Raw genomic sequence first — 24,252 nt, forward strand, 5'->3', positions numbered from 1 at the left:
GAAAATATGATATTAAATCCGATGAAATGTACAACAAAATGAACATGAACAACTCACTTTTAGACTATTCCCAAAAAAAATAGTTTAAAAGATTAGGGTTGTAGGAAAATTCTTTAACACTATCAAATAAACTAAAAAACTGTTTAGCAACAGTATACATAAATTATATTTTAAAGCTTTTTCGTAGCGAAGACAAATAAAAACCTAAATAAATAATTAAAAATAAAGGAACAATTATTAATTGAGTCATAATTATATAATATGGCCACTCACCAAAATAATCTAGTAGAGATGCTGAATTTGGCTTTTCATTAAGGTAAAAATAATTTGCATCAAGGAGAAAATTTATAGTCACCATAAAAACAACATACAACTGAAGCGCAAAAAATGAAATAAAAACACTTTTAAATCTAGGTCTCATTTCTAGAACAAAAATGGCATAAAAAATTATAGATAATAGCCCTAGATGCACAATCCAGTATCTGAAATAATCAAAACTTGGAAATCCAAATGCAATATCTGGGGTTAATACAGCTTGTAAGGTTCCGGCTATAATCCAAAACACTAAAATTTCGAACATCCAATACTTTCTATAATAAGAGAAAATTGGGATTAATAATGCCATTAAACTACATAGATAGAGTGGTAAATCTGTTCTAAAATCATAAGATTTAAAAAAAATATGATAAAAATGATATAGAAAAACGGTTAGTGAGACAAATATTGTCAATCCATTAAAAAGGTTTTGTTTCACTTTCGGGTTTGAAGATTGTTTTCCATACCTGATAAATAAAACAGAAAACGAAACAGCAATTATAATAGGAAGAACATGTTCTAAACTACCAATACTTACACGTTGTAATGATAAAAAACCTATAAAGTTCATAAAGCAATTTAGCAAAATTGATTTACATACGTTGTTCTCTAGCTAGTAAGGTATTTTTAAGTAGCATTGCAATTGTCATTGGACCAACACCTCCTGGCACTGGCGTAATGAAGCTTGCTTTTTTACTTACATTCTCAAAGTCTACATCTCCAGTAATTCTATATCCTTTTGGAGAACTTTCATCAGGAACTCTAGTAATTCCAACATCAATAATAACAACATCATCTTTAACCATTTCTGCTTTTAAAAAATTAGGAACTCCAAGTGCTGAAATGATAATATCTGCTTGAGATGTAATCTGCGTGATGTTTTTTGTATGGCTATGGGTTAAAGTAACTGTAGAGTTTCCAGGGAATCCTTTACGTCCCATTAAAATACTCATAGGTCTTCCAACGATATGACTTCTTCCAATAACAACAGTATGCTTACCATTAGTTTCTACTCCATAACGATCTAGCAATTCTAGAATTCCAAAAGGTGTTGCTGGAATAAACGTACTCATATCTAAGGCCATTTTTCCGAAGTTTTCAGGATGAAATCCATCAACATCCTTACTTGGGTCTACGGCCATTAATACTTTTTGTGTATTAATTTGAGGAGGCAATGGCAACTGAATTATAAAACCATCAATATCATCATTTTGGTTTAATTCTTCAATTTGATCTAATAACTCAATCTCACTAGTTGTATTAGACATGCGTACCATTGTAGATTCAAAACCTACACGTTCACATGCTCTAACTTTACTACCAACATAAGTTAAACTTGCTCCATCATTACCAACAATAACTGCAGCTAAATGCGGTACTTTTTCACCTTTAGCTTTCATTTTTCTGACTTGCTCAGTAATTTCATCTTTAATGTCATTACTTACTTTTTTTCCATCTAAGAGTGTCATGTTGGTCTGTTTTTATAATATTATTTTCTAAAGAGCTATTATTTCATTCCTTTCATAGCTTGCATCATCGCTTTTCCTTTTCCACCTTGCATCATCTTCATCATTTTGCTCATTTGATTGAATTGCTTTAATAATTGATTAACTTCTTGAACAGAAGTTCCTGAACCTTTTCCGATTCGTTTTTTTCTACTAGCATTAATAACTGAAGGATTAGATCTTTCATCTGGTGTCATAGAATGAATAATCGCTTCAATTCCTTGAAAGGCATCATCATCAATATCAACATCTTTCATCATTTTTCCAGCACCAGGAATCATTCCGATAAGGTCTTTCATATTACCCATCTTTTTGATTTGCTGAATCTGCTTTAAGAAATCATCAAAACCAAACTGATTTTTTGCAATTTTCTTCTGAATCTTTCTTGCTTCTTCTTCATCGTATTGCTCTTGAGCTCTTTCAACAAGAGATACAACATCTCCCATTCCAAGAATACGATCTGCCATACGTGATGGATAGAACACATCAATAGCTTCCATCTTCTCACCTGTACCAATAAATTTAATTGGTTTATTAACTACGGATTTAATAGATATTGCTGCTCCACCTCGAGTATCACCATCTAATTTGGTCAAAATAACACCATCAAAATTTAAGATGTCATTAAATGCTTTAGCCGTATTTACTGCATCCTGACCTGTCATAGAATCCACAACAAATAGTGTTTCTTGAGGCTGAATCGCTTTATGAATATTCGATATTTCGGTCATCATAGCTTCATCAACTGCTAGACGACCAGCAGTATCAATGATTACTACATTATGGCCATTTGACTTTGCATGAGCTATACCTGCTTGTGCAATAGCTACTGGATCATTGTTTCCTTTATCACTATAAACATCAATTCCTATTTGGTCTCCAACGATATGCAATTGATCAATTGCTGCAGGTCGATACACATCACAGGCAACTAATAAAGGGTTTTTAGTTTTCTTGTTTTTTAAATAATTCGCTAGTTTTCCTGAAAAAGTTGTTTTACCAGAACCCTGAAGACCTGACATTAAAATAATACTAGGAGTTCCAGAAAGGTTAATCCCTTCAGCATCTCCTCCCATCAACTCAGTAAGTTCATCTTTTACAAGCTTCACCATTAACTGTCCTGGCTGTAAACTTGTTAAAACGTCTTGACCTAAAGCTTTTTCTTTAACTCTATTAGTAAATTCTTTAGCTATTTTAAAGTTAACATCGGCATCTAGTAACGCTCTTCTAACCTCTTTTAAAGTTTCAGCAACATTGACTTCAGTAATACTTCCATGTCCTTTTAAAACATGTAACGCCTTATCTAACTTTTCACTTAAATTATTAAACATAGTCTTTCTTCAGATTAATTAATACGCCATAATTATTCTAGGTGTATTTGGAAAGATGCAAATTTAAGGATTTGTGATGTATTTATAAAGTGATGAACTATAAATTAAAACAGAAAAAAGGATTGCTATGACCACAATCCTTTTTTACCAACTAAAAACTAAAACTAAAAACCAAGCGGTTCAGCTTTAATAACTATTTATGAATTTTTTAAACAATAGTTATTATTGACATCCATTTTATGAACTATTCAACAGAATCAATAAATTATACTATTGTTTTATTATATAACAGCTAAATATAAAAATCCCCTACCTTTAGCAAAATTTCAAACTTAGCTTCAAGTTTCAAACTATGTCAAAACCGCTTAATGACAACATCTGTGAAGAACGGTTATTCTCATCACTGTTCAACAAATACTCCGAAGACCTAAATAACTTCTTGTTTTATAAGTTTGGTAGCACACTGAGTCCTAGCGATAAAGTTCAAGAAGCCTTTGTTAAACTTTGGGAAAACTGTGGAAAAATAGCGCCTGACAAAGCCAAAAGCTTTTTATTTACTACTGCTAATAATTTAATGCTTAATGCCTATGCGCATCAAAAAGTAGTTCGTAAACACGAGCAAATAAAACCAAAATTTAGCACAAATGAAACGCCTGAATTCCTCTTACAGGAAAAGGAATACCATGCAAAATTAAATAAAGCCATTGCAAATTTAACCGAAGCGCAACGCGTTGCATTTTTAATGAATCGAGTTGAAGGGAAACGCTTTAAAGAAATTGCCCAACTCCTAGACATTTCAACTAAAGCAGTTGAAAAAAGAATCTATGGTGCATTAAAAAAATTGAGAAAAGATATTGAAGAATTATAATGAAATAATAAAGGGTAGGAATTTTATGCTTATAACTGTTATATAGATGTAAACCAAATCATGAATAAAGAAGAACTCATACAAAAGTGGTTAGATCACGAACTTAATACTCAAGAACTTGAGGCTTTTAAACAGCTTGAAGATTATGAAGCATTAACGAAGTTAGATACTAGCCTTAAATACTTTAAAGCTCCAGAATATAACACTTCTGAGAATTTAGAGCAGGTAATGAGTACTATTAAAACTGATAAACAAAACAATATAAATTGGTTATCTGCAGCCATTAAAATAGCAGCAGTTTTTGTGATTTGCTTTAGTGCATACTATTACACAACTACTTTAGATACCACGATTAACACAATTGCCTCTCAAAAGCAAACAGTTGAATTACCTGATGCTTCTATAGTAGAGCTTAATGCAGTGTCTTTACTTGCTTTTAATGAAAGTAGTTGGACCAACAATAGAGAAGTGACTTTACAAGGTGAAGCATTCTTTAAAGTTGCAAAAGGGTCGCGATTTGATGTAAAGACTGAAGATGGTATTATTTCAGTTTTAGGAACACAGTTTAACATAAAACAGCGTGACAATTATTTTGAAGTTATTTGTTACGAAGGAAAAGTTGCTGTAACGCACAACGCAAAGACTACCAAATTATTACCAGGAGATTCATTCTTCGTTTTAGATGGGAAATTATTTACTACTGAAAAAGAAAATCAATCTACTCCATCATGGTTACTTAACCAAAGTCGTTTTAAAAGCTTACCATACCGAGAGGTTATTGCTGAATTTGAAAGACAACATAATGTATTTATTTCTCTTAAAAATATTGACGATTCGCAATTATTTACAGGAAGTTTTACTCATAATGATATTGAAATTGCCTTAAAATCCATTACTTTACCGTTACATTTAACGCATAGTAAAATTGACAATATCATTACATTAAAACGTGAGTAAGAAAGGTATCATTTATCTTTTTCTAATTTTATTTTTCTCGAGTATAAACAGCAGTATAGCTCAAAATACATCTGAAGAGATACAACCTCTTGCCAAAATCTTAGTAGAATTAGAAACACAATACAGTATCAATTTTACCTATGTTGATCAGACTATTGCTGATATTAGTATCTTAAAACCAGATAAAAACTATACACTAGAAGAGCTTTTAGACTACTTACAAACACACGCCAATCTAGATTTTATTCTAATTGACAATTATAATGTTGTCATTTCTAAACGAATTAATCCATTGAGTAAATTCATTACTCAAAAATTGGAAGAAGTCGTCATCACCAATTATTTAACCAAAGGAATTTCTAGAAAAAGTGATGGTAAAACACAGATTAAAACTGAAGACTTCGGAATTCTTCCAGGACTCATTGAACCAGACATATTACAGACCATACAAGCACTACCAGGAATTTTAAGTGTAGACGAAACAGTTTCAAACATTAATGTTAGAGGTGGCACACATGATCAAAATCTTATCCTTTGGGATGGTATAAAGATGTATCAGTCTGGTCACTTTTTTGGATTAGTCTCTGCTTTCAATCCATACCTCACTACCGATATTAACGTTTCAAAAAATGGTTCTAGTGTCATTTATGGTGATGGTGTTTCAAGTGTTATAGACATGCAACAATCTAATAGTTTAGATCAAGACTTTAAAGCTGGAGCAGGTTTTAATCTCATCCATGCTGATGGATTTGCCAAAGTCCCATTGACCAAACAAGCGGAAATTCAGGTTTCTGCTAGACGTTCGATAACTGATTTTATTTTCACACCAACCTATGATCAGTATTTACAGCGTGTTTTTCAAGATTCAGATTTTTCAAACTCACTACAAAATCCAACGCAAATTGTATCTAACAACGAACGTTTTTACTTTTACGACATTGCAGCGAAATTGTTATTCGACATAACCGATCAAGATCAAATTCGGTTTAATTTTTCTACCATTAATAATAATCTAACCTATGATCAACTTTCAATAGCCGACGAAAACGAATCGTTAACTAACACTTTAGAGCAAAATAATTTTGCGGCAGGTATGCAGTACTTAAAGTATTGGAATAGTAAACTCACAACAACAGCTCAAGTCTATATTTCTAATTATGACCTCAAATCAACCAATTTTGATGTTATAAATAGTCAGCGCCAAAATCAAGAAAATGAGGTAAAGGATTTAGGCATCAAAATAAATGCTACAAATCATATAGATGACAACCTAAAGTTACATGGAGGTTATCAATTTAATGAAGTCATTATTAGCAATTTCGAAGAAGTGAATCTTATCGACTTTACCAGTTTTGTTAAAGAGGTTAATCGAACACACTCTATTTATGGTGAAGCTGAATTTACTTCTGCAGATAAGAACACGTATGCTAGAATAGGGATTAGAACTAATTATATTGAAAAATTTTCAGAGTTTTTCACAGAACCTAGACTTTCAGTAAGCCATAAGCTGAGCAACAACTTTAGATTAGAATTTCTGGCAGAATTTAAAAGCCAAACCACTTCCCAAATAATTGATTTACAGAATGACTTTTTAGGTATAGAAAAACGACGATGGATTCTATCAAACAACGAAGACATTCCTATTATTAAAAGTGCCCAAGGTGCTTTCGGAATTCATTATAACAAAAACAAATTGTTTATTAGTGCCGAAGCATTTATTAAAAATGTTGAAGGGATAACAAGCAGAAGTCAAGGGTTTCAAAACCAATTTCAATTTATTAACGACATAGGCAAATACCAAGTGAAAGGGGTTGACTTTTTAATCAATAAACAGTTTGAAACGTTCAGCACATGGTTGAGTTATTCGTTTAGTAACAATGATTATACCTTTGATAATTTAAATGATAATAACGCATTTCGGAATAATTTAGATGTTAGACATGCCATAACTTTTGCCAACACCTATTCAATTAATAATCTTAATCTTGCTTTTGGTTTTAATTGGCATTCAGGAAAACCAATAACACTTCCATCAAGTGTGCAAAATACAGCTAACAATTCTATAGAATACAAGTCTCCCAATACTGATAACTTGAGTAGCTATTTTAGAACAGATATTTCAGCAACCTATAAATTAAAGTTTGGAAAAAAGTTAGATGCCTCCATAGGAGCTTCTATTTGGAATTTATTTGATAGAAAAAATATTATTAATACCTATTTTGCTACCGACGAAAATGGTGAGATTGTCACTATTGATAATTTATCGTTAGGCATTACTCCAAACTTTAGCTTTAGAGTTCGTTTTTAGTGTCAAAAAAACTTGAAAAATGGAAGAAGAACTTATAAAACTAAAATTCCCAATAGGAGAATTCACAAAACCGGACAACATCAATAATAACCAAATTTCTCAATGGATTGATGACATTGAAGGGTTTCCAAATAAAGTAGAGCATCACACAAAAAATCTAAGTGTTGAACAATTAAATTGGAAGTACAGACCAGAAGGATGGACAATCAAACAGGTAGTTCACCATTGTGCAGACAGTCATATGAATAGCATAATTCGATTTAAATTAGCACTTACAGAAGACACACCAACCGTAAGGCCTTATTATGAAGGACGTTGGGCGAATTTGATAGATGGAAACGATGACAAATTAGATGACACCATGCTCCTTTTAAAAGGATTACATGCAAAACTCGGAACGCTACTTCGCAACCTATCACCAGAAGATCTACCAAAGGAATTTGTACATCCAGAACATGGAAAACACTTTAGACTTGACGAAACTATAGGAGTTTATTCCTGGCATTGCAATCATCATTTAGCACACATAAAGCAAGCTATTGAGTACAAGGGAAATTTTTAAGATTACATACGTTCAGGAACCTCAACTCCTAACAAACCAAATGTGTTTTTAATGACGTTTGCAACTGTTTGAGATAATTGTACTCTAAATCCTTTTTCATTGTCGTTATCTGCTCCTAGAATAGATACATTTTGATAAAATGAATTGAACTCTTTAACCAAATCATATGTATAATTTGCAATTAGTGCAGGACTGTGATGTGCTGCTGCATTCTGAATCACTTCAGGAAATAATTCTAACTGTTTGATTAACTCCTTTTCTTTAGGATGTAACGTTAATCCTGTAAAATTCGTTGAATTATTTTCTAAAGCTGACTTTCTCAAAATAGATTGAATTCTTGCATACGTATACTGAATGAAAGGCCCTGTGTTTCCTTGAAAATCAATAGAATCTTTAGGATCGAATAAGATTCGTTTTTTTGGATCGACCTTTAAAATATAATACTTTAAAGCGCCTAATCCAATGGTTTTATAAAGCACTTGTTTTTCTTCAGTAGAATAACCATCTAATTTCCCTAACTCTTCTGAAATCTCTTCAGCAGTTTGAGTCATTTCAACAATTAAATCATCAGCATCAACAACAGTTCCTTCTCTACTCTTCATTTTTCCTGAAGGTAAGTCTACCATTCCGTAGCTTAAATGAAACAAGTTTTTAGCCCAATCAAAACCTAATTTTTTAATGATTAGGAATAATACCTGAAAATGATACTCTTGCTCATTTCCAACGGTATATACCATGCCTCCAACATCTGGAAAATCTTTCACACGTTGAATTGCTGTTCCAATATCTTGAGTCATATAAACTGCAGTACCATCACTACGCAAGACGATTTTCTCATCCAAACCATCTTCGGTTAAATCGCACCAAACAGAACCATCTTCTTTTTGAAAAAATACGTCAGTTTTTAAACCTTCTGCTACAAATTCTTTACCTAATAAATAGGTTTCACTTTCGTAATAGAGTTTATCAAAATCAACACCTAAGTTTTTATAGGTTTCACCAAAACCAGCATATACCCAACTGTTCATTTCTTTCCAAAGCGACACAACATCATCATCACCAGCTTCCCATTTTTGAAGCATTTGTTGGGCTTCCAATAATAGTGGTGCATTTTTCTTAGCGTCATCTTCAGTCTGTCCTTCTGAAATTAACTGTTGTATTTCTTTTTTATACTCTTGGTCAAACTTCACGTAGTAATTTCCAACAAGCTTATCACCTTTTAATCCAGTAGACTCTGGAGTTTCTTCATTTCCGAATCGTTTCCAAGCCAACATACTCTTACAAATATGAATACCTCTATCATTAATAATTTGAGTCTTGTATACTTTCTTTCCTGAAGCCTTTAAAATTTCAGAAACACTATAACCTAATAAGTTATTTCTAATATGACCTAAGTGTAATGGTTTATTAGTATTTGGTGAGGAATATTCTACCATCACTGCTTTTTCAGAAGCATTTGGAGATACAAATCCGAAGTCTTGTTTGTCTTTAATTGCATTGAAGAAATTGACGTAATATGATTCATCAATTTCAATATTTAGAAACCCTTTTACAACATTAAAGGCTTTAACTTCTGAAACATTTTCAACCAAATAATTCCCTAATTGCTCTCCAATTTGAACTGGGTTCCCTTTAACCACTCTCAACATTGGAAACACTACAACAGTAATATCTCCTGCAAACTCCTTACGAGTTGCTTGAAATTCAACCGATTCTAATTCAGCGCTATAAATTGAATTTATAGCCTTTTTCACATGCTTTGAAAGTGTATCCTGAAGATTCATTTTAGTCATTATTTATAAGTCTGCAAAGATAGGTTTTTTATTATTTTTTTATGAATATGACTAGTTTTAATTGATGATGATAAAATTGACACCTTATATAAGGAAACAAAACATCAAGGTGTGATTCTTTCTGAAGAATCACATGAAGATAACCCTATAGGAATACGTGTTTTTGCTATTGGGCACCAGATTGGATCGCGTTTCCAGGTAATGAAAACACCTCTACATCAGGAAGCTCGTGGGAAAATCAATGTATGTTTGATTTTAATGGTAATGCATTGCCTCTTTTTGACGTTTACAAAAGTAATTAGCTGATAATCAATATTTTAACTTAAAACATGCATTTCGTCGACCAAAGTGTAGTTTTTCTATGTTTTTTGCCGTTCATCTATTCGTCGATTTTTTCATAAAATCTAAAGACCACTTTATCTAGTTTTTAGGTATTAAAACCCGAAAATTAGCATTTTAGAACCCTTTTATCCATTTTTGGAAAGCTATTAATCAAGAGTCCCAAACATTGATGAAACTTAATATTCAATCATTATTGAGGTTGCCCTTGACTTTTTTAAACTTGTTTACCCTTTCCCTCAGGGCCAAAAAGTGTTTAAATAACTCGGTAACTTTTAATACAACGCTATGAAGCAGTTAATCACATTAGCTGTTTTATGTTCTTCGCTTTTTTGTTTCTCCCAAACAAATGAGATCGATAGTCTTACCATACAATTAGCTTATCAAAAACAAGACTCGTCTAAAGTAGATACGTCGTTATATTTGATTAAAGCATTGTATAAAAGTAAGAACTTTAAAAAGGCGCTTTTGTATATTGACCAAACTGAAAGACTTTCAAAATTCTTAAATCATACTAAAGGTATTGCTGATGTAAATTACTACAAAGCTTTAATCTATTCTAAAAAAGATGATTATTACAATGCCATAGATGGTTACAATAAATCACGAAAATACTACAGACAATTAGGTGACACCTTAGGAATTGCCAAAGTAAATAATAGTATTGGACTCATTGAAATTAAACGTGGTAACTATAGCGTTGGACTTGAAAACTCATTATCTGCTATCCAAACATTTGAAACTAGGAATCTACTTGATGAACTGAGTTCGGCATATAATAATTTAGCTGAAGCATACTATAATACGCATCAGGTAGACAAAGCTTTAGAATTTAATATCAAAGCTTTAAATGTAAGAGAACAACTTAAGGACAGTTCTGGAATTAAAAACTCTACCAAAAATATTGCATCCTTATATTCAGACAGAAAAGAACATAGACGAGCTATTGAATATTACGAGAAAGTATTAAAGCTTTTAAACCCAAAAGAAGATCAAGCCCTTAGAGGAGAAGTTCTCCCAAGAATTGGTAGCGAATATTTACAGTTTAAAGACTATGACAAAGCTGCCGAATATCTAATTGAAGGATTGAAATTTAATAGAAGCACTAATAATGAAGATGGTATTTTAAGAACTTTAAATGCAATTGGAGAGCTTAACATGCTACAAAGAAAAGTAAAGCTCGCTGAAATTCAACTAAATGAGGCATACTCGATCGCTTCTAGAATAAACAACAAACCTGAACTTCTAAAAAATTACAGATTACGTAAGGAGCTGGATTCGACTAATGGTAAATTTCAAAATGCTTTTTTCTGGCAAAGTAAATTCTACGATTTAAAAACAGAATTAGACAACGCGAAACAACCTAAAATTCCAGTAAACACTAACGTAATTAAAAGTGAAGTTGTTGAAGCAATTAATGACAACGAATTTAATTCTATTGCAAAACAAAAATCAGATCTTAAAAGTGAAGAAGAAGTTAAACGATTAAAAGCGATATCATATGTTTTGATTGCTGCCTTTTTAATTGTGTCTACAATTTTACTTCTCATTTATTTAAAACGTCAAAGTACTTTAAGATTCAATAGAGAATTACAAGCGAAAAACGAACAAATAGTTTTACAAAACGAAGTTTTTTCTGAGCAAACCAAAAACTTAGAAGACATTAACAAAGTAAAAGATCGTTTATTCTCAATAGTTTCTCATGACTTGAAAGATTCTATATCATCTATTAAAGCGTTTATTGACCTTTTAAAAGAAGATAGTATATCGCGTGAAGAGTTTTATAATTTGGTGCCAGAACTAAGTGAAAATGCAGATAGTGCTTCGTCATTATTGTACAATCTTTTAAACTGGTCTAAGTCTCAAATGCAAAATCTTGAACCAAAAGCTGAGCTATTCAATATACAAGATGTATTCCAAAATAAGATGGCACTTGTCGAACAAAAAGTAGAGCAAAAACGTATTGTACTAATTGATGAATCTCATAGAGACTTTATCTATGCAGATAAGAGTATGATAGAAATCGTTATTCAAAACTTAATTACAAATGCTGTAAAATTTACACGTGTTGGAGATGTGATTACAGTATCTAATAATGATCACAATGGAAAAACTCTAATTTGCGTTGAAGATACAGGTGTTGGTATCTCACGTGAAAATGTCGATAAACTGTTCCAAAATGGAACCTTTACAACTAGAGGAACGAACAACGAAAAAGGAACAGGTCTCGGACTAAGTATTTGTAAAGAATTGGTAGAACTTAATAATGGTCGTATTTGGGTTGAAAGCACACCTAACGTTGGTACAAAGTTCTATGTTGAACTCCCTAAAAATAAGCCTACAGAGTAATTGCTTTTATCTGTATATTCGTCAAAAGCAATTTAAAATGAAACACCTTATCCTCTCTCTTGCTATTCTAGCATCTATGTTTAACTGTAAAAATGCTGAAACAAAACCTGAAATCAGTAAAGCTGAAATAAATGGTCTAGATGATTTATTTGTTATGATGCAAGGTTCTTTTAATTCTGAAATACAATCTGAAATAGATACTACTTATTTCAATATCTCACTTCATATGTATCCAATTTGGGAAGAAAAGGGTAATTTTTTATATGTAGAACAAGCACTAAACGCAAGACAAAACAAACCTTACAGACAACGTGTTTACGAAGTAACACAATTAAATGATAGTGTTTTTAGTTCTGCCATCTATTCTATAGAGCATGATTCATTATGGATTGGGAAATGGAAAACTCCTGAGGCTTTTGACTCACTAACTATGGATCAAGTGACTAAAAAAGAAGGTTGTGAAGTAGTCCTTACAAGAATCAAATCTGATTATTATAAAGGCGAAACAGGAGAAAAGACTTGTGAAAGCACATTATATGGCGCATCATATGCAACAAGTGAAGTAGAAATTTTATCAGACAAAATCATCTCTTGGGATCGAGGTTTTGACGATAAAGACGAACATATTTGGGGAGCCGAAAAAGGGGGTTATATTTTTAATAGACTCGATTAAATTTTAGGCAAAAACACTTCTGCCATCATACATCGTGCACTACCACCACCACAAGTTTCTATAGTTTCAAGAGAACTCGATATAATTGGACAGAATTTTTCTATAGTGGCTACTTGCTTTTGAGTTAAACTATCATGAGCTGCTTTACTCATTACCAAATAGCGTTGGTTTAGATGTCCTTTTACCTGTAACATGTTTCCTGCGAACTGATGCATCTGTGCCTCAGAAATCTCAATAATTGCTTTACCGTCTTGTATGAGGTGCTTAATTACATTTTTACGTTCCTTTTTATCATCAATACTATCCAGGCAAATCACAGCAAATTTTTCGGCTAAACACATCATTACATTCGTATGATATATCGCTAAACGTTTTCCTTCAACAGTTTGGTTAGCTGTAAAGACAACTGGTGTGTATTCAAAATCTTCGCAAAACTCAATGAATAATTCCTCATCTGCTCGTGCCGATAAGGCACAATATGCTTTATGATTTACTCTATCAAGAAGTAAGCTTCCAGTGCCTTCTAAAAACACGCCTTCTTCTTCGGCGTTGGTGTAATCAATTATATTTTCAATTCTAAAACCTTCTTGCTCCAATCGTAAAAAGACTTCGTCTCGACGTTCTTGTCTTCTATTTTCAGCAAACATAGGATACAAACCAATATCTCCATTTGAATGAAAACTCACCCAATTATTGGGGAAAATAGAATCAGGAGTATCCATTAATTTATCATCATCCTCAACAATAACATTCACACCAACAGCTCTCAACTTTTCAACAAAAGCATCAAATTCTGCTTGCGCTTTTGTGTTAATTTCAGCATTTTTAATATCAATATCTTCCTGAAAATAGTTATTGATAGATGTTTGTTCGTTCATCCTAAAGTTTATAGGACGAATCATTAAAATCGTATTTGTGGTCTGTGACATTGCTTATAAATAGAGTAGTGCAAAATTAATTAATTTTAATGTAGAAAATCACATTGCACTTTTATTATTTTGATTTTGAAGTAACCATTCGATGGCAAGTTTTCGCTCACGAAATATTTTTATATTCCAATTGTTGTTTTTATTAATATTCATGACTATTTGAGTTGCCATTTCGGCACTCTGACTATAGACAACAACTGCTCGAAACGCAACATCATCATTTAATTGACCCATAATCAATTGGGCATCAAATGTGTATGAATAACCATTTTCTTTATTAATTAATAATGAATATGGCGTCTTTAATTGAGCTTGCATAATGTTACGATATTTGATGACCATAGACTCGTCAAGAACGACAGCATCATTTATTATAATTTCTGCGATATTAGATTCAAGAAGAATAATCTTTCCGAAGGGTAAGAGAAAAGTTTTCATTTAGTTATTAGTTTAAAGGGATAATCAAATTTAGATTAACTTTGAATTGTTTTTCATCAATTTTGCTAAAGAAATAAACAAGAATGTTAACAATTAAAAAATCATCTTCACTATCTAATGACAAATGAATAAATTAGCCCTTCTCTTTCTCGTTTTAATTTTAGTTTCTTGTTCTTCGAAAAAAAAACAGCAAACCGATAACTTCACAACTGTTTTCGAAACTTCAAACGGTACAGAAACAGCAACCTACGAACAAACTATAGGTTTCTATTCAGATTTAGCTGAAACTTATCCTGAAATTTCTATTCAAGCCATTGGTGAAACTGATTCTGGCAAACCTTTACACATTGTAACTCTTAATTCTAACAATGAATTTAATTTTGAAGCCATAAGAAAAAACGGCAAACGAATTTTGCTAATTAACAATGGTATTCACCCTGGAGAATCTGATGGAATTGATGCTACAATGCTTTTATTTAGAGATATCGTACAAGGTAAAATCAATCTCCCTAAACAAACAGTGCTAGTCACCATTCCTATTTATAATGTAGGTGGAAGTCTAAATCGAAATTCAACTACAAGAACTAATCAAAATGGGCCTAAATCATATGGATTTAGAGGAAATGCTCGCAATTTTGATCTTAACAGAGACTTTATTAAGAGTGACACAAAAAACGCAAGAACTTTTGCTGAAATTTTTCATTTAGTAAAACCAGATGTCTTTATTGACAACCATGTAAGCAATGGAGCTGACTACCAATATACTTTAACACATTTATTTACACAGCATGATAAATTAGGTGGTAGTCTAGGTGATTTTTTACATACTAAAATGATGCCTCAACTCGAGCAAAAATTACAAGATAAGAATTGGGACATCACTCCATATGTGAATGTATTCAACAGAACTCCTGAAAAAGGATTCAGTCAGTTTATGGATTCTCCGAGGTACTCAACTGGCTACACAACACTCTGGAACACTTTAGGAATGATGGTTGAGACTCATATGCTAAAACCGTATAAGCAACGTGTTGAAGGCACCTATGAACTCATGAAAAGCATGATTGAAATCACAGAATCTGAAGGCGATGAAATTTCAAATTTAAGAGCAAATGCAGTTCAAGAATTACAAAAAAATTCAACATATCCAATACAATGGTCTATTGACACCACACAAACAACTACACTTCAGTTTAAAGGTTTTGAAGGTAATATGATTGATAGTGATGTAACAGATTCACAACGTTTAAAATACGATTCAACTAAACCATTTACTAAAGAAATAAGGTATAGTAATTATATGAAATCTACTTTAGAAGTTGATGTTCCAAAAGCTTATGTGATTCCGAAAAATTGGTGGACTGTTATTGATTTATTAAAGTTGAATGCTGTAGAGATGACTCCGTTTAAAAATGATACAACACTCATCGTGAAATCTTATAAAATAATAAGCTACGACACCAGAAAACAAGCTTATGAAGGTCATTACCAACACTACAATGTGGAGTTAGATCATACTGAGGAAGAAGTTACTTTCACAAAAGGAGACTATTTGGTGTTGACAAACCAAAATGCATTTAGGTATCTGATTGAAACTCTAGAACCACAAGCGCCAGATTCATTTTTTATTTGGAACTTCTTTGACACTATTCTACAGCAAAAGGAAGGTTTCTCTCCTTATGTATGGGAAGATAAAGCAAAATTAATTTTAGAACAGAATCCTGAACTCAATAAAGAATTCAATATAAAAAAGACAAACGACCAGGAATTTGCAAACAATTGGTATGCGCAATTAGATTGGCTGCATAAACAAAGTGAACATTATGAAAAAGCGCATTTACAATATCCAGTGTATCGCTTATTCAAATAACTTATTTCATTAGTTTTTTCAAATATTTCTTTACCATATTTCCTGAAGAAGGATGATAATATACTGTATTTGTACTTCTATCTACAAGTTGGAATGAATATTCTGTGTTTCCAGAAAAACTTTTAGAACTCTGAATAAATATCATATATTTATAAGTCTCTATAGGATATTTGTCATCACCATATCCTGTTGTAACGTCAGAAACATCTGCAATATAAAACGGCTTTCCGTAGTTTTTATCAAATTGTTTTGTCAGCCATTTTTTAGTACCTCTAGCTTTAAATGCAGGCATGACAAGAACTGTTCCTTCATAATTTTTAAAATCTGCTGGTGCTATTTCCCCAACCATTGCAGCCTCCTGTGTTGGAAGTCCTGTTTGAGCAAAACTTGAATTAAATGAAACAATAAGAAAAACTATAATTAGGAATGTAAATTTTCTCATGTATTGTGATTTATAAATTACTAACTAAAATTAGCATTAATAATTCATAAAAAAACTAACCCATAGGGTTTTATTTGAAAAAAAAATCTAAAAACGGCGTTGAAAAAAATTAATCCTGAATTAAACTAATATTTTAATATTAGCATAACTATTCTCTAGAGCTTTTATAGATTCTTCTTCATTTAGCCATGCAACTTTAGTGATCCCTTCATTTTCCTGAGGAGACAATGATCCTTTATAAGACGTTTTCATTTCAAACCAATACGTAATTTTAATTTTGTGCTTGCCATTACGTTTGAAGATATGATATGTTATATCAATAGGTTTTGTAATCGACAAGCCAGAAACACCAGTTTCTTCTTCCACTTCTCTTAAAGCAGTTTCTTCAATAGTTTCTTTATGTTCAGCTTTTCCCTTTGGTAAATCCCATTTATCATTTCTGTAGATAAAAAGGACTTCTCCTTTGTCATTAATGACTTTTCCTCCTCCAGCAATAACATTAGGAAGTGTTTTTAAGAACTTATTGATTAGACCTTCGTTTGTTCTTCCAATAAGACGAATTTCTTTCAAAGACGTTGAATTTAATTCTCTTACTACCTTACCTATATTTACGGTAGACAGTAGGTAATTTTTAAAATTACGTTCAGGACTAACTTGGGTAGTTAGAATTATAGGTTTATCATTTACAAAAACGCGGTACATTAGTTTGCTCGTATAGTATTTGGAAAGTAAAAATATAATTTTTTATACTACTATGCTCCATTTTAATATTAATTTTATATTAAGTTTAAAATCAAATTAGGTTTAAATTATGTAATTTTGCGCTATGATTTTTGACAAAAAAACCGCAAAACAAACTGCCGAAGTTTTACTACAGGTAAATGCTATAAAATTGCAACCTAATAATCCCTTCACATGGGCTTCAGGCTGGAAGTCTCCTATTTATTGTGACAATAGAATTGTACTCTCTTTTCCTAAGATTAGAAATTACATTCGTACCACAATGGCTAAACAAATTGAAGAAAAATATGGTAATATCGATGTTATTGCTGGCGTTGCTACAGGTGCTATTGGAATTGGCATCTTGGTTGCGGAAGAACTAGGACTACCATTCGTTTATGTTAGACCAGAAGCAAAGTCTCATGGTCGTCAAAACCAAATTGAAGGGTTTATAGAGAGTGGGCAAAATGTTGTAGTTGTTGAGGATTTAATTAGCACAGGAAAAAGTAGCCTAAACGCTGTTAAAGCTCTAGAAGAAGCCAAGGTGAATGTCAAAGGCATGGTTGCTATATTTTCATACGGTTTTGAAGTAGCAAGCGATAATTTTGAGAAAGCAAATGTCGAGTTGTATACGCTAAGTAACTATGAAAACTTATTAGAACAAGCACTAGACACAAAATATATTACTTCAAAAGAACAGGACATTTTAGCACTTTGGAATGCCAATCCGAGTGAATGGAACGGATTTTGAATACATACTTAATAATTAATACAAATATTTAAAAGAATGAATTTAGAATCACCAAAAACAACTATAAATAAATCGGCTAAAGAAACTTTTGATTTTTTATCTGATGTGAAAAATTTCGAAAAGTTAATGCCTGAAAACATTAGCAAATTTGAAGTTCTTGACGACGACAAATTTTTGTTTGCCTTAAAAGGAATGCCAGAAATTATACTCAAAAAGAAGGAAGCCATTTCACCTAGCAAAATTGTTTTGGGTGCAGCTGGAGGTAAATTAGATTTCTCACTTACTGCAGATATAACTGCTATTGACGAAAACTCAAGTGAAACTCAATTAGCTTTTGAAGGAGAATTTAATGCCATGATGGCCATGATGATAAAAGGGCCAATCACTAAATTTATTGAAACCTTGGCTACCAATATTCCAAAAGCGGTTTAAAAAAGTAATTGCACATCTTTAAGTTCAAACGATTTCACAATATCATCTTCAATCAACACCTTGAGATGACCAGAATCATCTACGCCTCTAATAAATCCGGAGAATAGAGTACCTTCCTTGTCCTTAAACGTGGATGGTTTATCTTTTCTGAATAAGTTATTTTCATAAGCTAACTTTAAATCTCCATATGATTTAGATTCTAAGATTGAAAAATACTTCTTTAACTGTTTTAACACTTCTTGAAGCACTTGATCACGATCAAAATGCTTTCCAGATATCAATTGCATTGACGTTGCATTAGGCAAATCATTGAATATTGTTTGGTTTACATTGATGCCAATTCCAATAATTGATGACTGTAATTGATTCTGTTTAATGACATTTTCAATTAAAATACCACATAGTTTTTGCTGTTCTGACAAAATGTCGTTAGGCCATTTAATTTTTAGTGTCTTAATTTGAAACGCCTTTAAGGCATCAAAAACAGCAAGAGACACAGCCATACTTAAGTAAAAATGGGACTCTGCACTCAAACCAGACATCTCTTTAAAGACACTAAACATAAGGTTTTTAGCGTTTTGAGATTGCCATTGCGTACCCATTTGCCCACGACCATTAGTTTGGTTATCGGCTACAACTACTGTGAAATCTTCAACGGATTCTTCAGCACTAAGCTGTCGTAAAAAAGAGTTAGTAGAGTCAATGGCATTAAGTTTGATTATACGCATAGTATTGTGTTAAAAAAATTTAAGAATTTCTTATCAGTATTAAAACTTAATAAGAGTAAAAAAAATAATAACTTTGCACAAAATTAAATCAATTTAATGGCGAAAAAAAATACGAGTCCAGACGAACTAATTGCAACAGTAATTGCTGGTATTGAAGATGTAAAAGGAAAAGAGATTACAATTCTTGATTTAAGAGAAATTGAGAATACAGTTTGTGATTATTTCATCATATGTGAAGGTACTTCGAATACTCAAGTAAACGCCATAGTAAATTCCATACAGAAAAAAGTAAGTAAAGAACTTAAAGATAACCCTTGGCACGTTGAAGGTGTTGATAATGCTGAATGGGTATTAATGGATTATGTTAATGTGGTTGTGCATGTATTTCAAAAGCACATAAGATCTTACTACGACATTGAAAGCCTTTGGGGAGATGCAAAGACGACAGTTATAGAAACTAGTTACTAACAAAATTAGCCACTTCGTGGCATTTATATAATGGCAAAAGACAATAAAAACATAAATAAGAAACCAAAAATAAATCCGTATTGGATTTACGGAATTATAATTGCTGCTTTTTTAGGTATTCAATTATTTTCTGGTGGATTTGGTGGTTCGACTACAAAACAAATAATCCCTTCTGAGTTTTTCGAATACTTTGATAAAGGTGATGTTGCTAAACTTGTAATAGTTAATGGGCGAGAAGCTCGTGTTTATTTAACTAAGGAGGCTCAAGAGCAAGAAGTTCATAAAAAATCAAAACCGAGTAACTTATTACCTTCGGTAACACCTCAACCAAATTACACATTTGAGTTTGGTGAATTAGAGTTATTTCAACAAGAATTAAAAAATATTAAAGACAGTAATAGCAGTCTAAATGTTCCTGTGTCTTTTAAAACTGAAGAAAATCATTGGGGCAACTTTATATTCTCTTTACTCCCATTCATTTTAATTATTGGTGTTTGGATCTTTATCATGAGACGTATGTCTGGAGGTTCTGGAGGAGGAGCAGGTGGACAGATTTTCAACATTGGAAAATCTAAAGCAAAGCTATTTGATGAAAAAACAGATGTAAAAACATCATTTAAAGATGTTGCTGGTCTTGAGGGTGCAAAAGAAGAAGTACAAGAAATTGTAGACTTCCTTAAAAATCCTGAAAAATATACTTCACTTGGTGGTAAAATACCAAAAGGAGCATTGTTAATTGGTCAGCCAGGGACTGGTAAAACTTTATTAGCTAAGGCCGTCGCTGGAGAAGCTCAAGTACCTTTCTTCTCATTATCTGGTTCAGATTTCGTAGAAATGTTTGTTGGAGTTGGAGCTTCAAGAGTTCGTGATTTATTCAAACAAGCTAAAGAAAAGTCGCCAGCTATAATCTTTATTGATGAGATAGATGCTATTGGTAGAGCTCGTGGAAAAAATAACTTCTCAGGTTCTAATGATGAACGTGAAAACACGCTTAACCAATTGCTTACAGAAATGGATGGTTTTGGAACTAATACTAATGTTATTGTTCTAGCTGCAACCAACAGAGCAGATGTTCTGGATAAAGCCTTAATGCGTGCTGGTCGTTTCGACAGACAAATTTTTGTGGATTTACCAGATGTAAGAGAACGTAAAGAAATTTTTGAAGTACACTTAAGACCAATAAAACAATCTGAAAAACTAGATGTCGATTTCCTTGCTAAGCAAACACCAGGTTTCTCTGGAGCAGATATTGCTAACGTTTGTAACGAAGCCGCTCTTATTGCAGCTCGTGGTGGTAAAAAGGCTGTTGGTAAACAAGATTTCTTAGATGCTGTTGACAGAATTGTTGGTGGTCTTGAAAAGAAAAATAAAATCATCACTGTTGAAGAGAAAAAAGCGGTTGCATACCATGAAGCTGGTCACGCAACTGTGAGTTGGATGCTTGAGCATGCTGCGCCTTTAGTAAAAGTAACTATTGTTCCTCGTGGACAATCTTTAGGAGCTGCTTGGTATTTACCCGAAGAGCGACTTATTGTTCGTCCTGAGCAAATGCTAGACGAAATGTGTGCTGCACTTGGTGGTAGAGCTGCTGAAAAAGTAATTTTTAATCAAATCTCAACTGGTGCTTTAAGTGATCTTGAAAAGGTAACTAAACAAGCTAGAGCGATGGTAACAATCTACGGTTTGAGTGAAAAAGTTGGTAACTTAACCTATTATGATTCTTCTGGACAATCTGAGTATGGGTTTACAAAACCTTACAGTGAACGTACTGCTGAGTTAATTGATAAAGAGATTTCAGATATTATAGAAAAGCAATACCAACGCGCTATTACTTTATTAGAAAAACATAAAGATAAATTAACACAATTGGCAGAAGTACTCCTTGAAAAAGAAGTCATCTTTAAAGATAATCTTGAAGTTATCTTTGGAAAACGTCCTTTTCTAAAGCGAGAACTTGTAGAACGAAAAGAAAGTATCGTTACAGAAGATACTCAAGAATCGGAATCAGAAGAGGAGTAAATCCTTTAAAATCCTATAAAAAACTTAAATTAACTTATCATTAATTTAAGTTTTTTTATATTTGATACTTACTATAATATAACTAGGTTAATAGCACAATTCCTTAAATGAGTCTATTTCGTAAAATCTTCGGTTTAAAAGACACACCAGAAGACCACATAAAAAGCGAAGAGAGAGGCAAGTATATGCCTGAAGTAAAGCTGCCTATTGATGAACAATTCACAATCAATTTTAAAGCAAATGGTGGTAAGTTTTTGTATTGTGAAGACATGCGAGAAGTCAATAATAGCCTCAACAACATTTTAAAGGAGAATAATTGGGAAGACGAAAATGTTCTAGTTATTGATGAGCGTTTAGATGAAATGTTCAAGGACTTCAAATTTAAAACTTCTAAAAAGGTGTCTGAATGCACCTACTTTTTATCTACTTGCGAATACCTAATTTCAGATGATGGCTCACTTTTAATTTCTTCAAACCAAATTGCAGAAAAGAAACTAAAAGAACTCCCAGCAAATTTCATTATTTATGCGACTACAAGTCAGTTTGTTCAAAATATTGGTGAAGGCTTAAGAGGTATCAAAGGAAAAAATAAAGATAGAATCCCTACTAATATTACCACTATTAAACACTTTAAGGCTATTGAAGACAAAGACTTCCTTACGTATGGCAGTAGCTCAAAAAACCTATATTTGCTGCTCCTAGAAGATTTATAGATGAAAGAAATTCTTACAAGAGCACTCTCTGGACTATTATATGTTTCCCTTCTTATTGCTTCTCTTTATTGGCAACATGCGCTTATTGGTCTCTTTTTTGTTTTCGGACTCATATGTATGGCAGAGTTTAAAAAGCTCATCAACCTTAAAAGCTTTTTACCTTATCCCATTTTCACAGTATTGTATTTAGGTTTTGCTTATTGGGAAACCATATCCAATGCCGCTAAAGGTCATGATGAAGCCTGTCAGATATTATTGGTAATTACCATATTTGTTCTACTTATTTTAATAAAAGATTTATTTTCAGAAAAGACCATCCCATTATTTGAATCGAAACGATTTATCATAACGACCTTTTATTTATCTAGTGGTTTTGTGTTTTTAATATCTATTGCAAATTTCGAACAAACCTTCACACCTCTTCTATTATTAGGATCGTTTATTCTGGTTTGGATTAACGATACATTTGCATTTCTAGTTGGTAAAAACTTCGGAAAGCAAAAACTTTTTCCTAGTGTATCTCCTAAGAAAACGGTTGAAGGTTTTCTAGGTGGTTTATTCTTTTCATGCATTGCTAGTTATTTTATTGCTGAATATACAGAGACATTAAGTTTTACAAGCTGGCTTATATTAGCTATTATTGTAAGTGTTTTTGGCACTATTGGTGATTTAATAGAATCAAAATTCAAACGTCAAGCTGATGTTAAAGACAGTGGAGCGATAATGCCAGGACATGGTGGTTTACTAGATCGCTTAGATAGTATTATCTTTGCTGCACCATTCATATTTTTATTTTTAAGACTCGTAACGTATGTTTCATAAAGAAGGTTATAAAATTATAGTCATCACACTAGTTGTGATAATCGCTTCAGTTTTGGCTATAGACTGGTTTATTGATATCGAATGGCTTAGGCTATTGCTATCTATAACTCTATTAGTATTTCTGATTCTAATCTTACAATTTTTCAGAAATCCGAAACGTCATACCAAACTAGAAGACCATACTGCTGTATCTCCAGTTGATGGCAAAGTGGTTGTAATTGAAGAAGTCTTTGAAAAAGAATTCTTTAACGATAAGCGTATTCAGGTGTCTGTGTTTATGTCACCAATTAATGTACATGTTACACGTTATCCTATTAGCGGAAAAGTAAGTTACAGTAAATATCATCCTGGAAAGTATTTAGTTGCTTGGCATCCTAAAGCCAGTGAAGAAAACGAACGTACAACGGTTGTTGTTGAAAATAAGAACTTCGGACAAATTTTATACCGACAAGTTGCTGGTGCTTTAGCTAAACGTATTGTCAATTACGCTAAGGTAGAAGACCAAGCTTTACAAGGTGGTGATTCTGGTTTTATTAAATTTGGAAGTCGGGTAGATTTATTTTTACCTTTAGATGCAGATATTAAAGTAGAACTTAACCAAAAAGTAAAAGGAGGCGAAAGTATTATTGCCGAAAAAGTATGAATTCAGAGGAATTAGACATAACGTTTAGAGAAGCTGTAGACCGCATCAATGCGCATACGGAACCTTTTCCTGCAGATTTCTTGCTACGTCTATATGCGTACTACAAAAAGGCCACAAATAATTATGGCAGACCAAGTAGTAGCAAACCTATAATTAATGCTTTTAAAACCAATGCACTGTTTCAAGTTAAAGATGTTACTGAAGATGAAGCCAAACAAGTGTATATTGATTTAGTTGATAATTACTTCTTATACAGAGAATAAGTACCAAATTACCC

Annotated in this window: 24 protein-coding genes and 1 pseudogene; 16 read left to right on the plus strand and 9 right to left on the minus strand. The window is 32.4% G+C overall.

The window, feature by feature from the left end; genetic code table 11:
• Positions 1-163: 163 nt before the first annotated feature.
• From RH81_RS12205 to ffh, 3 genes are read right to left on the minus strand one after another with little or no spacing between them, the layout of a single operon-like run.
• Positions 164-886, minus strand: a complete 723-nt coding sequence (locus tag RH81_RS12205; RefSeq protein WP_033960722.1) for a YwaF family protein — start codon at positions 884-886, stop codon at positions 164-166.
• 22 nt (positions 887-908) lie between these two features.
• On the minus strand, positions 909-1,784 hold the full coding sequence (locus tag RH81_RS12210) for a bifunctional 5,10-methylenetetrahydrofolate dehydrogenase/5,10-methenyltetrahydrofolate cyclohydrolase (protein ID WP_033960724.1): 876 nt from the start codon (positions 1,782-1,784) through the stop codon (positions 909-911).
• Positions 1,785-1,822: 38 nt separating this feature from the next.
• Positions 1,823-3,151: a signal recognition particle protein gene (gene ffh, locus RH81_RS12215; protein ID WP_033960726.1), complete on the minus strand. Its 1,329-nt coding sequence runs from the start codon at positions 3,149-3,151 to the stop codon at positions 1,823-1,825.
• Positions 3,152-3,503: 352 nt separating this feature from the next.
• On the opposite strand from ffh, the gene RH81_RS12220 reads away from it, so the two are divergent.
• The 4 genes from RH81_RS12220 to RH81_RS12235 are packed head-to-tail and all read left to right on the plus strand — an operon-like array spanning position 3,504 to position 7,846.
• Positions 3,504-4,019 (plus strand): RNA polymerase sigma factor, encoded by a 516-nt coding sequence (locus tag RH81_RS12220; protein ID WP_033960728.1) that lies wholly within the window; start codon positions 3,504-3,506, stop codon positions 4,017-4,019.
• Between the two features lie 60 nt (positions 4,020-4,079).
• Complete coding sequence (locus tag RH81_RS12225) at positions 4,080-4,976, plus strand: FecR family protein (protein WP_033960729.1); 897 nt, start codon at positions 4,080-4,082, stop codon at positions 4,974-4,976.
• Complete coding sequence (locus RH81_RS12230) at positions 4,969-7,284, plus strand: TonB-dependent receptor plug domain-containing protein (RefSeq protein ID WP_033960730.1); 2,316 nt, start codon at positions 4,969-4,971, stop codon at positions 7,282-7,284. Before RH81_RS12225 ends, RH81_RS12230 begins: the two co-directional genes overlap by 8 nt.
• A gap of 19 nt (positions 7,285-7,303) precedes the next feature.
• On the plus strand, positions 7,304-7,846 hold the full coding sequence (locus RH81_RS12235) for a YfiT family bacillithiol transferase (protein ID WP_033960731.1): 543 nt from the start codon (positions 7,304-7,306) through the stop codon (positions 7,844-7,846).
• Positions 7,847-7,848: 2 nt separating this feature from the next.
• On the opposite strand, the gene argS is transcribed toward RH81_RS12235, so the two are convergent.
• Positions 7,849-9,630: an arginine--tRNA ligase gene (gene argS / locus RH81_RS12240; RefSeq protein WP_033961271.1), complete on the minus strand. Its 1,782-nt coding sequence runs from the start codon at positions 9,628-9,630 to the stop codon at positions 7,849-7,851.
• Positions 9,631-9,803: 173 nt separating this feature from the next.
• Here argS and RH81_RS16920 point away from each other — a divergent pair.
• The 3 genes and pseudogenes from RH81_RS16920 to RH81_RS12250 all read left to right on the plus strand — a co-directional run.
• Positions 9,804-9,941: pseudogene (locus RH81_RS16920) on the plus strand (glycosyl hydrolase 53 family protein); the annotation flags it as partial.
• 325 nt (positions 9,942-10,266) lie between these two features.
• A complete protein-coding gene (locus RH81_RS12245) occupies positions 10,267-12,327 on the plus strand; it encodes a tetratricopeptide repeat-containing sensor histidine kinase (protein WP_033960733.1) in 2,061 nt (686 codons plus the stop codon).
• A 37-nt stretch (positions 12,328-12,364) separates the two neighbouring features.
• Entirely contained in the window at positions 12,365-13,000 is a 636-nt protein-coding gene (locus tag RH81_RS12250) for a chromophore lyase CpcT/CpeT (protein ID WP_033960735.1), read from the plus strand.
• Here the strand turns inward: RH81_RS12250 and ctlX are convergent.
• Both ctlX and RH81_RS12260 read right to left on the minus strand, forming a co-directional pair.
• The gene (gene ctlX / locus RH81_RS12255) at positions 12,997-13,929 is read right to left on the minus strand and encodes a citrulline utilization hydrolase CtlX (RefSeq protein WP_033960737.1); all 933 of its coding nucleotides are present in this window, start codon (positions 13,927-13,929) and stop codon (positions 12,997-12,999) included. The two genes, RH81_RS12250 and ctlX, sit on opposite strands and share 4 nt — an antisense overlap.
• 48 nt (positions 13,930-13,977) lie before the next feature.
• Positions 13,978-14,367 (minus strand): hypothetical protein, encoded by a 390-nt coding sequence (locus RH81_RS12260; RefSeq protein WP_033960742.1) that lies wholly within the window; start codon positions 14,365-14,367, stop codon positions 13,978-13,980.
• A gap of 124 nt (positions 14,368-14,491) precedes the next feature.
• On the opposite strand from RH81_RS12260, the gene RH81_RS12265 reads away from it, so the two are divergent.
• On the plus strand, positions 14,492-16,237 hold the full coding sequence (locus tag RH81_RS12265; protein WP_033960743.1) for a M14 family metallopeptidase: 1,746 nt from the start codon (positions 14,492-14,494) through the stop codon (positions 16,235-16,237).
• 1 nt (position 16,238) lies between these two features.
• Here RH81_RS12265 and RH81_RS12270 read toward each other — a convergent pair whose 3' ends face one another.
• Together RH81_RS12270 and RH81_RS12275 are read right to left on the minus strand one after the other, a co-directional pair.
• A complete protein-coding gene (locus RH81_RS12270) occupies positions 16,239-16,679 on the minus strand; it encodes a hypothetical protein (protein WP_033960744.1) in 441 nt (146 codons plus the stop codon).
• Positions 16,680-16,799: 120 nt separating this feature from the next.
• Complete coding sequence (locus RH81_RS12275; protein ID WP_033960746.1) at positions 16,800-17,381, minus strand: NUDIX hydrolase; 582 nt, start codon at positions 17,379-17,381, stop codon at positions 16,800-16,802.
• 124 nt (positions 17,382-17,505) lie between these two features.
• Between RH81_RS12275 and pyrE the strand changes: the two genes are divergently transcribed.
• Positions 17,506-18,150 carry an orotate phosphoribosyltransferase gene (pyrE, locus tag RH81_RS12280; protein WP_033960748.1) on the plus strand — a complete coding sequence of 215 codons (645 nt, stop codon included), beginning with the start codon at positions 17,506-17,508 and terminating at the stop codon, positions 18,148-18,150.
• A gap of 36 nt (positions 18,151-18,186) precedes the next feature.
• Positions 18,187-18,582: an orotate phosphoribosyltransferase gene (locus tag RH81_RS12285; protein ID WP_033960750.1), complete on the plus strand. Its 396-nt coding sequence runs from the start codon at positions 18,187-18,189 to the stop codon at positions 18,580-18,582.
• Here RH81_RS12285 and RH81_RS12290 read toward each other — a convergent pair.
• Positions 18,579-19,310, minus strand: coding sequence for a biotin--[acetyl-CoA-carboxylase] ligase (locus tag RH81_RS12290; RefSeq protein ID WP_033960752.1), 732 nt, complete (start codon positions 19,308-19,310; stop codon positions 18,579-18,581). The genes RH81_RS12285 and RH81_RS12290 overlap by 4 nt on opposite strands.
• 96 nt (positions 19,311-19,406) lie before the next feature.
• Here RH81_RS12290 and rsfS point away from each other — a divergent pair, with 96 nt between their 5' ends.
• The 6 genes from rsfS (at position 19,407) to RH81_RS12320 (ending at position 24,238) form a co-directional block, all read left to right on the plus strand.
• The gene (gene rsfS, locus RH81_RS12295; protein ID WP_033960754.1) at positions 19,407-19,778 is read left to right on the plus strand and encodes a ribosome silencing factor; all 372 of its coding nucleotides are present in this window, start codon (positions 19,407-19,409) and stop codon (positions 19,776-19,778) included.
• Between the two features lie 30 nt (positions 19,779-19,808).
• Positions 19,809-21,797 carry an ATP-dependent zinc metalloprotease FtsH gene (gene ftsH / locus RH81_RS12300; protein ID WP_033960755.1) on the plus strand — a complete coding sequence of 663 codons (1,989 nt, stop codon included), beginning with the start codon at positions 19,809-19,811 and terminating at the stop codon, positions 21,795-21,797.
• Between the two features lie 107 nt (positions 21,798-21,904).
• The gene (locus RH81_RS12305) at positions 21,905-22,510 is read left to right on the plus strand and encodes an LUD domain-containing protein (RefSeq protein ID WP_033960757.1); all 606 of its coding nucleotides are present in this window, start codon (positions 21,905-21,907) and stop codon (positions 22,508-22,510) included.
• Positions 22,511-23,332, plus strand: a complete 822-nt coding sequence (locus tag RH81_RS12310) for a phosphatidate cytidylyltransferase (RefSeq protein ID WP_033960759.1) — start codon at positions 22,511-22,513, stop codon at positions 23,330-23,332.
• A complete protein-coding gene (locus tag RH81_RS12315) occupies positions 23,322-23,975 on the plus strand; it encodes a phosphatidylserine decarboxylase family protein (RefSeq protein WP_033960761.1) in 654 nt (217 codons plus the stop codon). Before RH81_RS12310 ends, RH81_RS12315 begins: the two co-directional genes overlap by 11 nt.
• Entirely contained in the window at positions 23,972-24,238 is a 267-nt protein-coding gene (locus RH81_RS12320; protein ID WP_033960763.1) for an acyl-CoA-binding protein, read from the plus strand. The genes RH81_RS12315 and RH81_RS12320 overlap by 4 nt, the downstream gene beginning before the upstream one ends.
• The last annotated feature ends 14 nt before the right edge of the window (positions 24,239-24,252 follow it).

Source organism: Psychroserpens jangbogonensis (assembly GCF_000797465.1).
GTDB lineage: Bacteria > Bacteroidota > Bacteroidia > Flavobacteriales > Flavobacteriaceae > Psychroserpens > Psychroserpens jangbogonensis.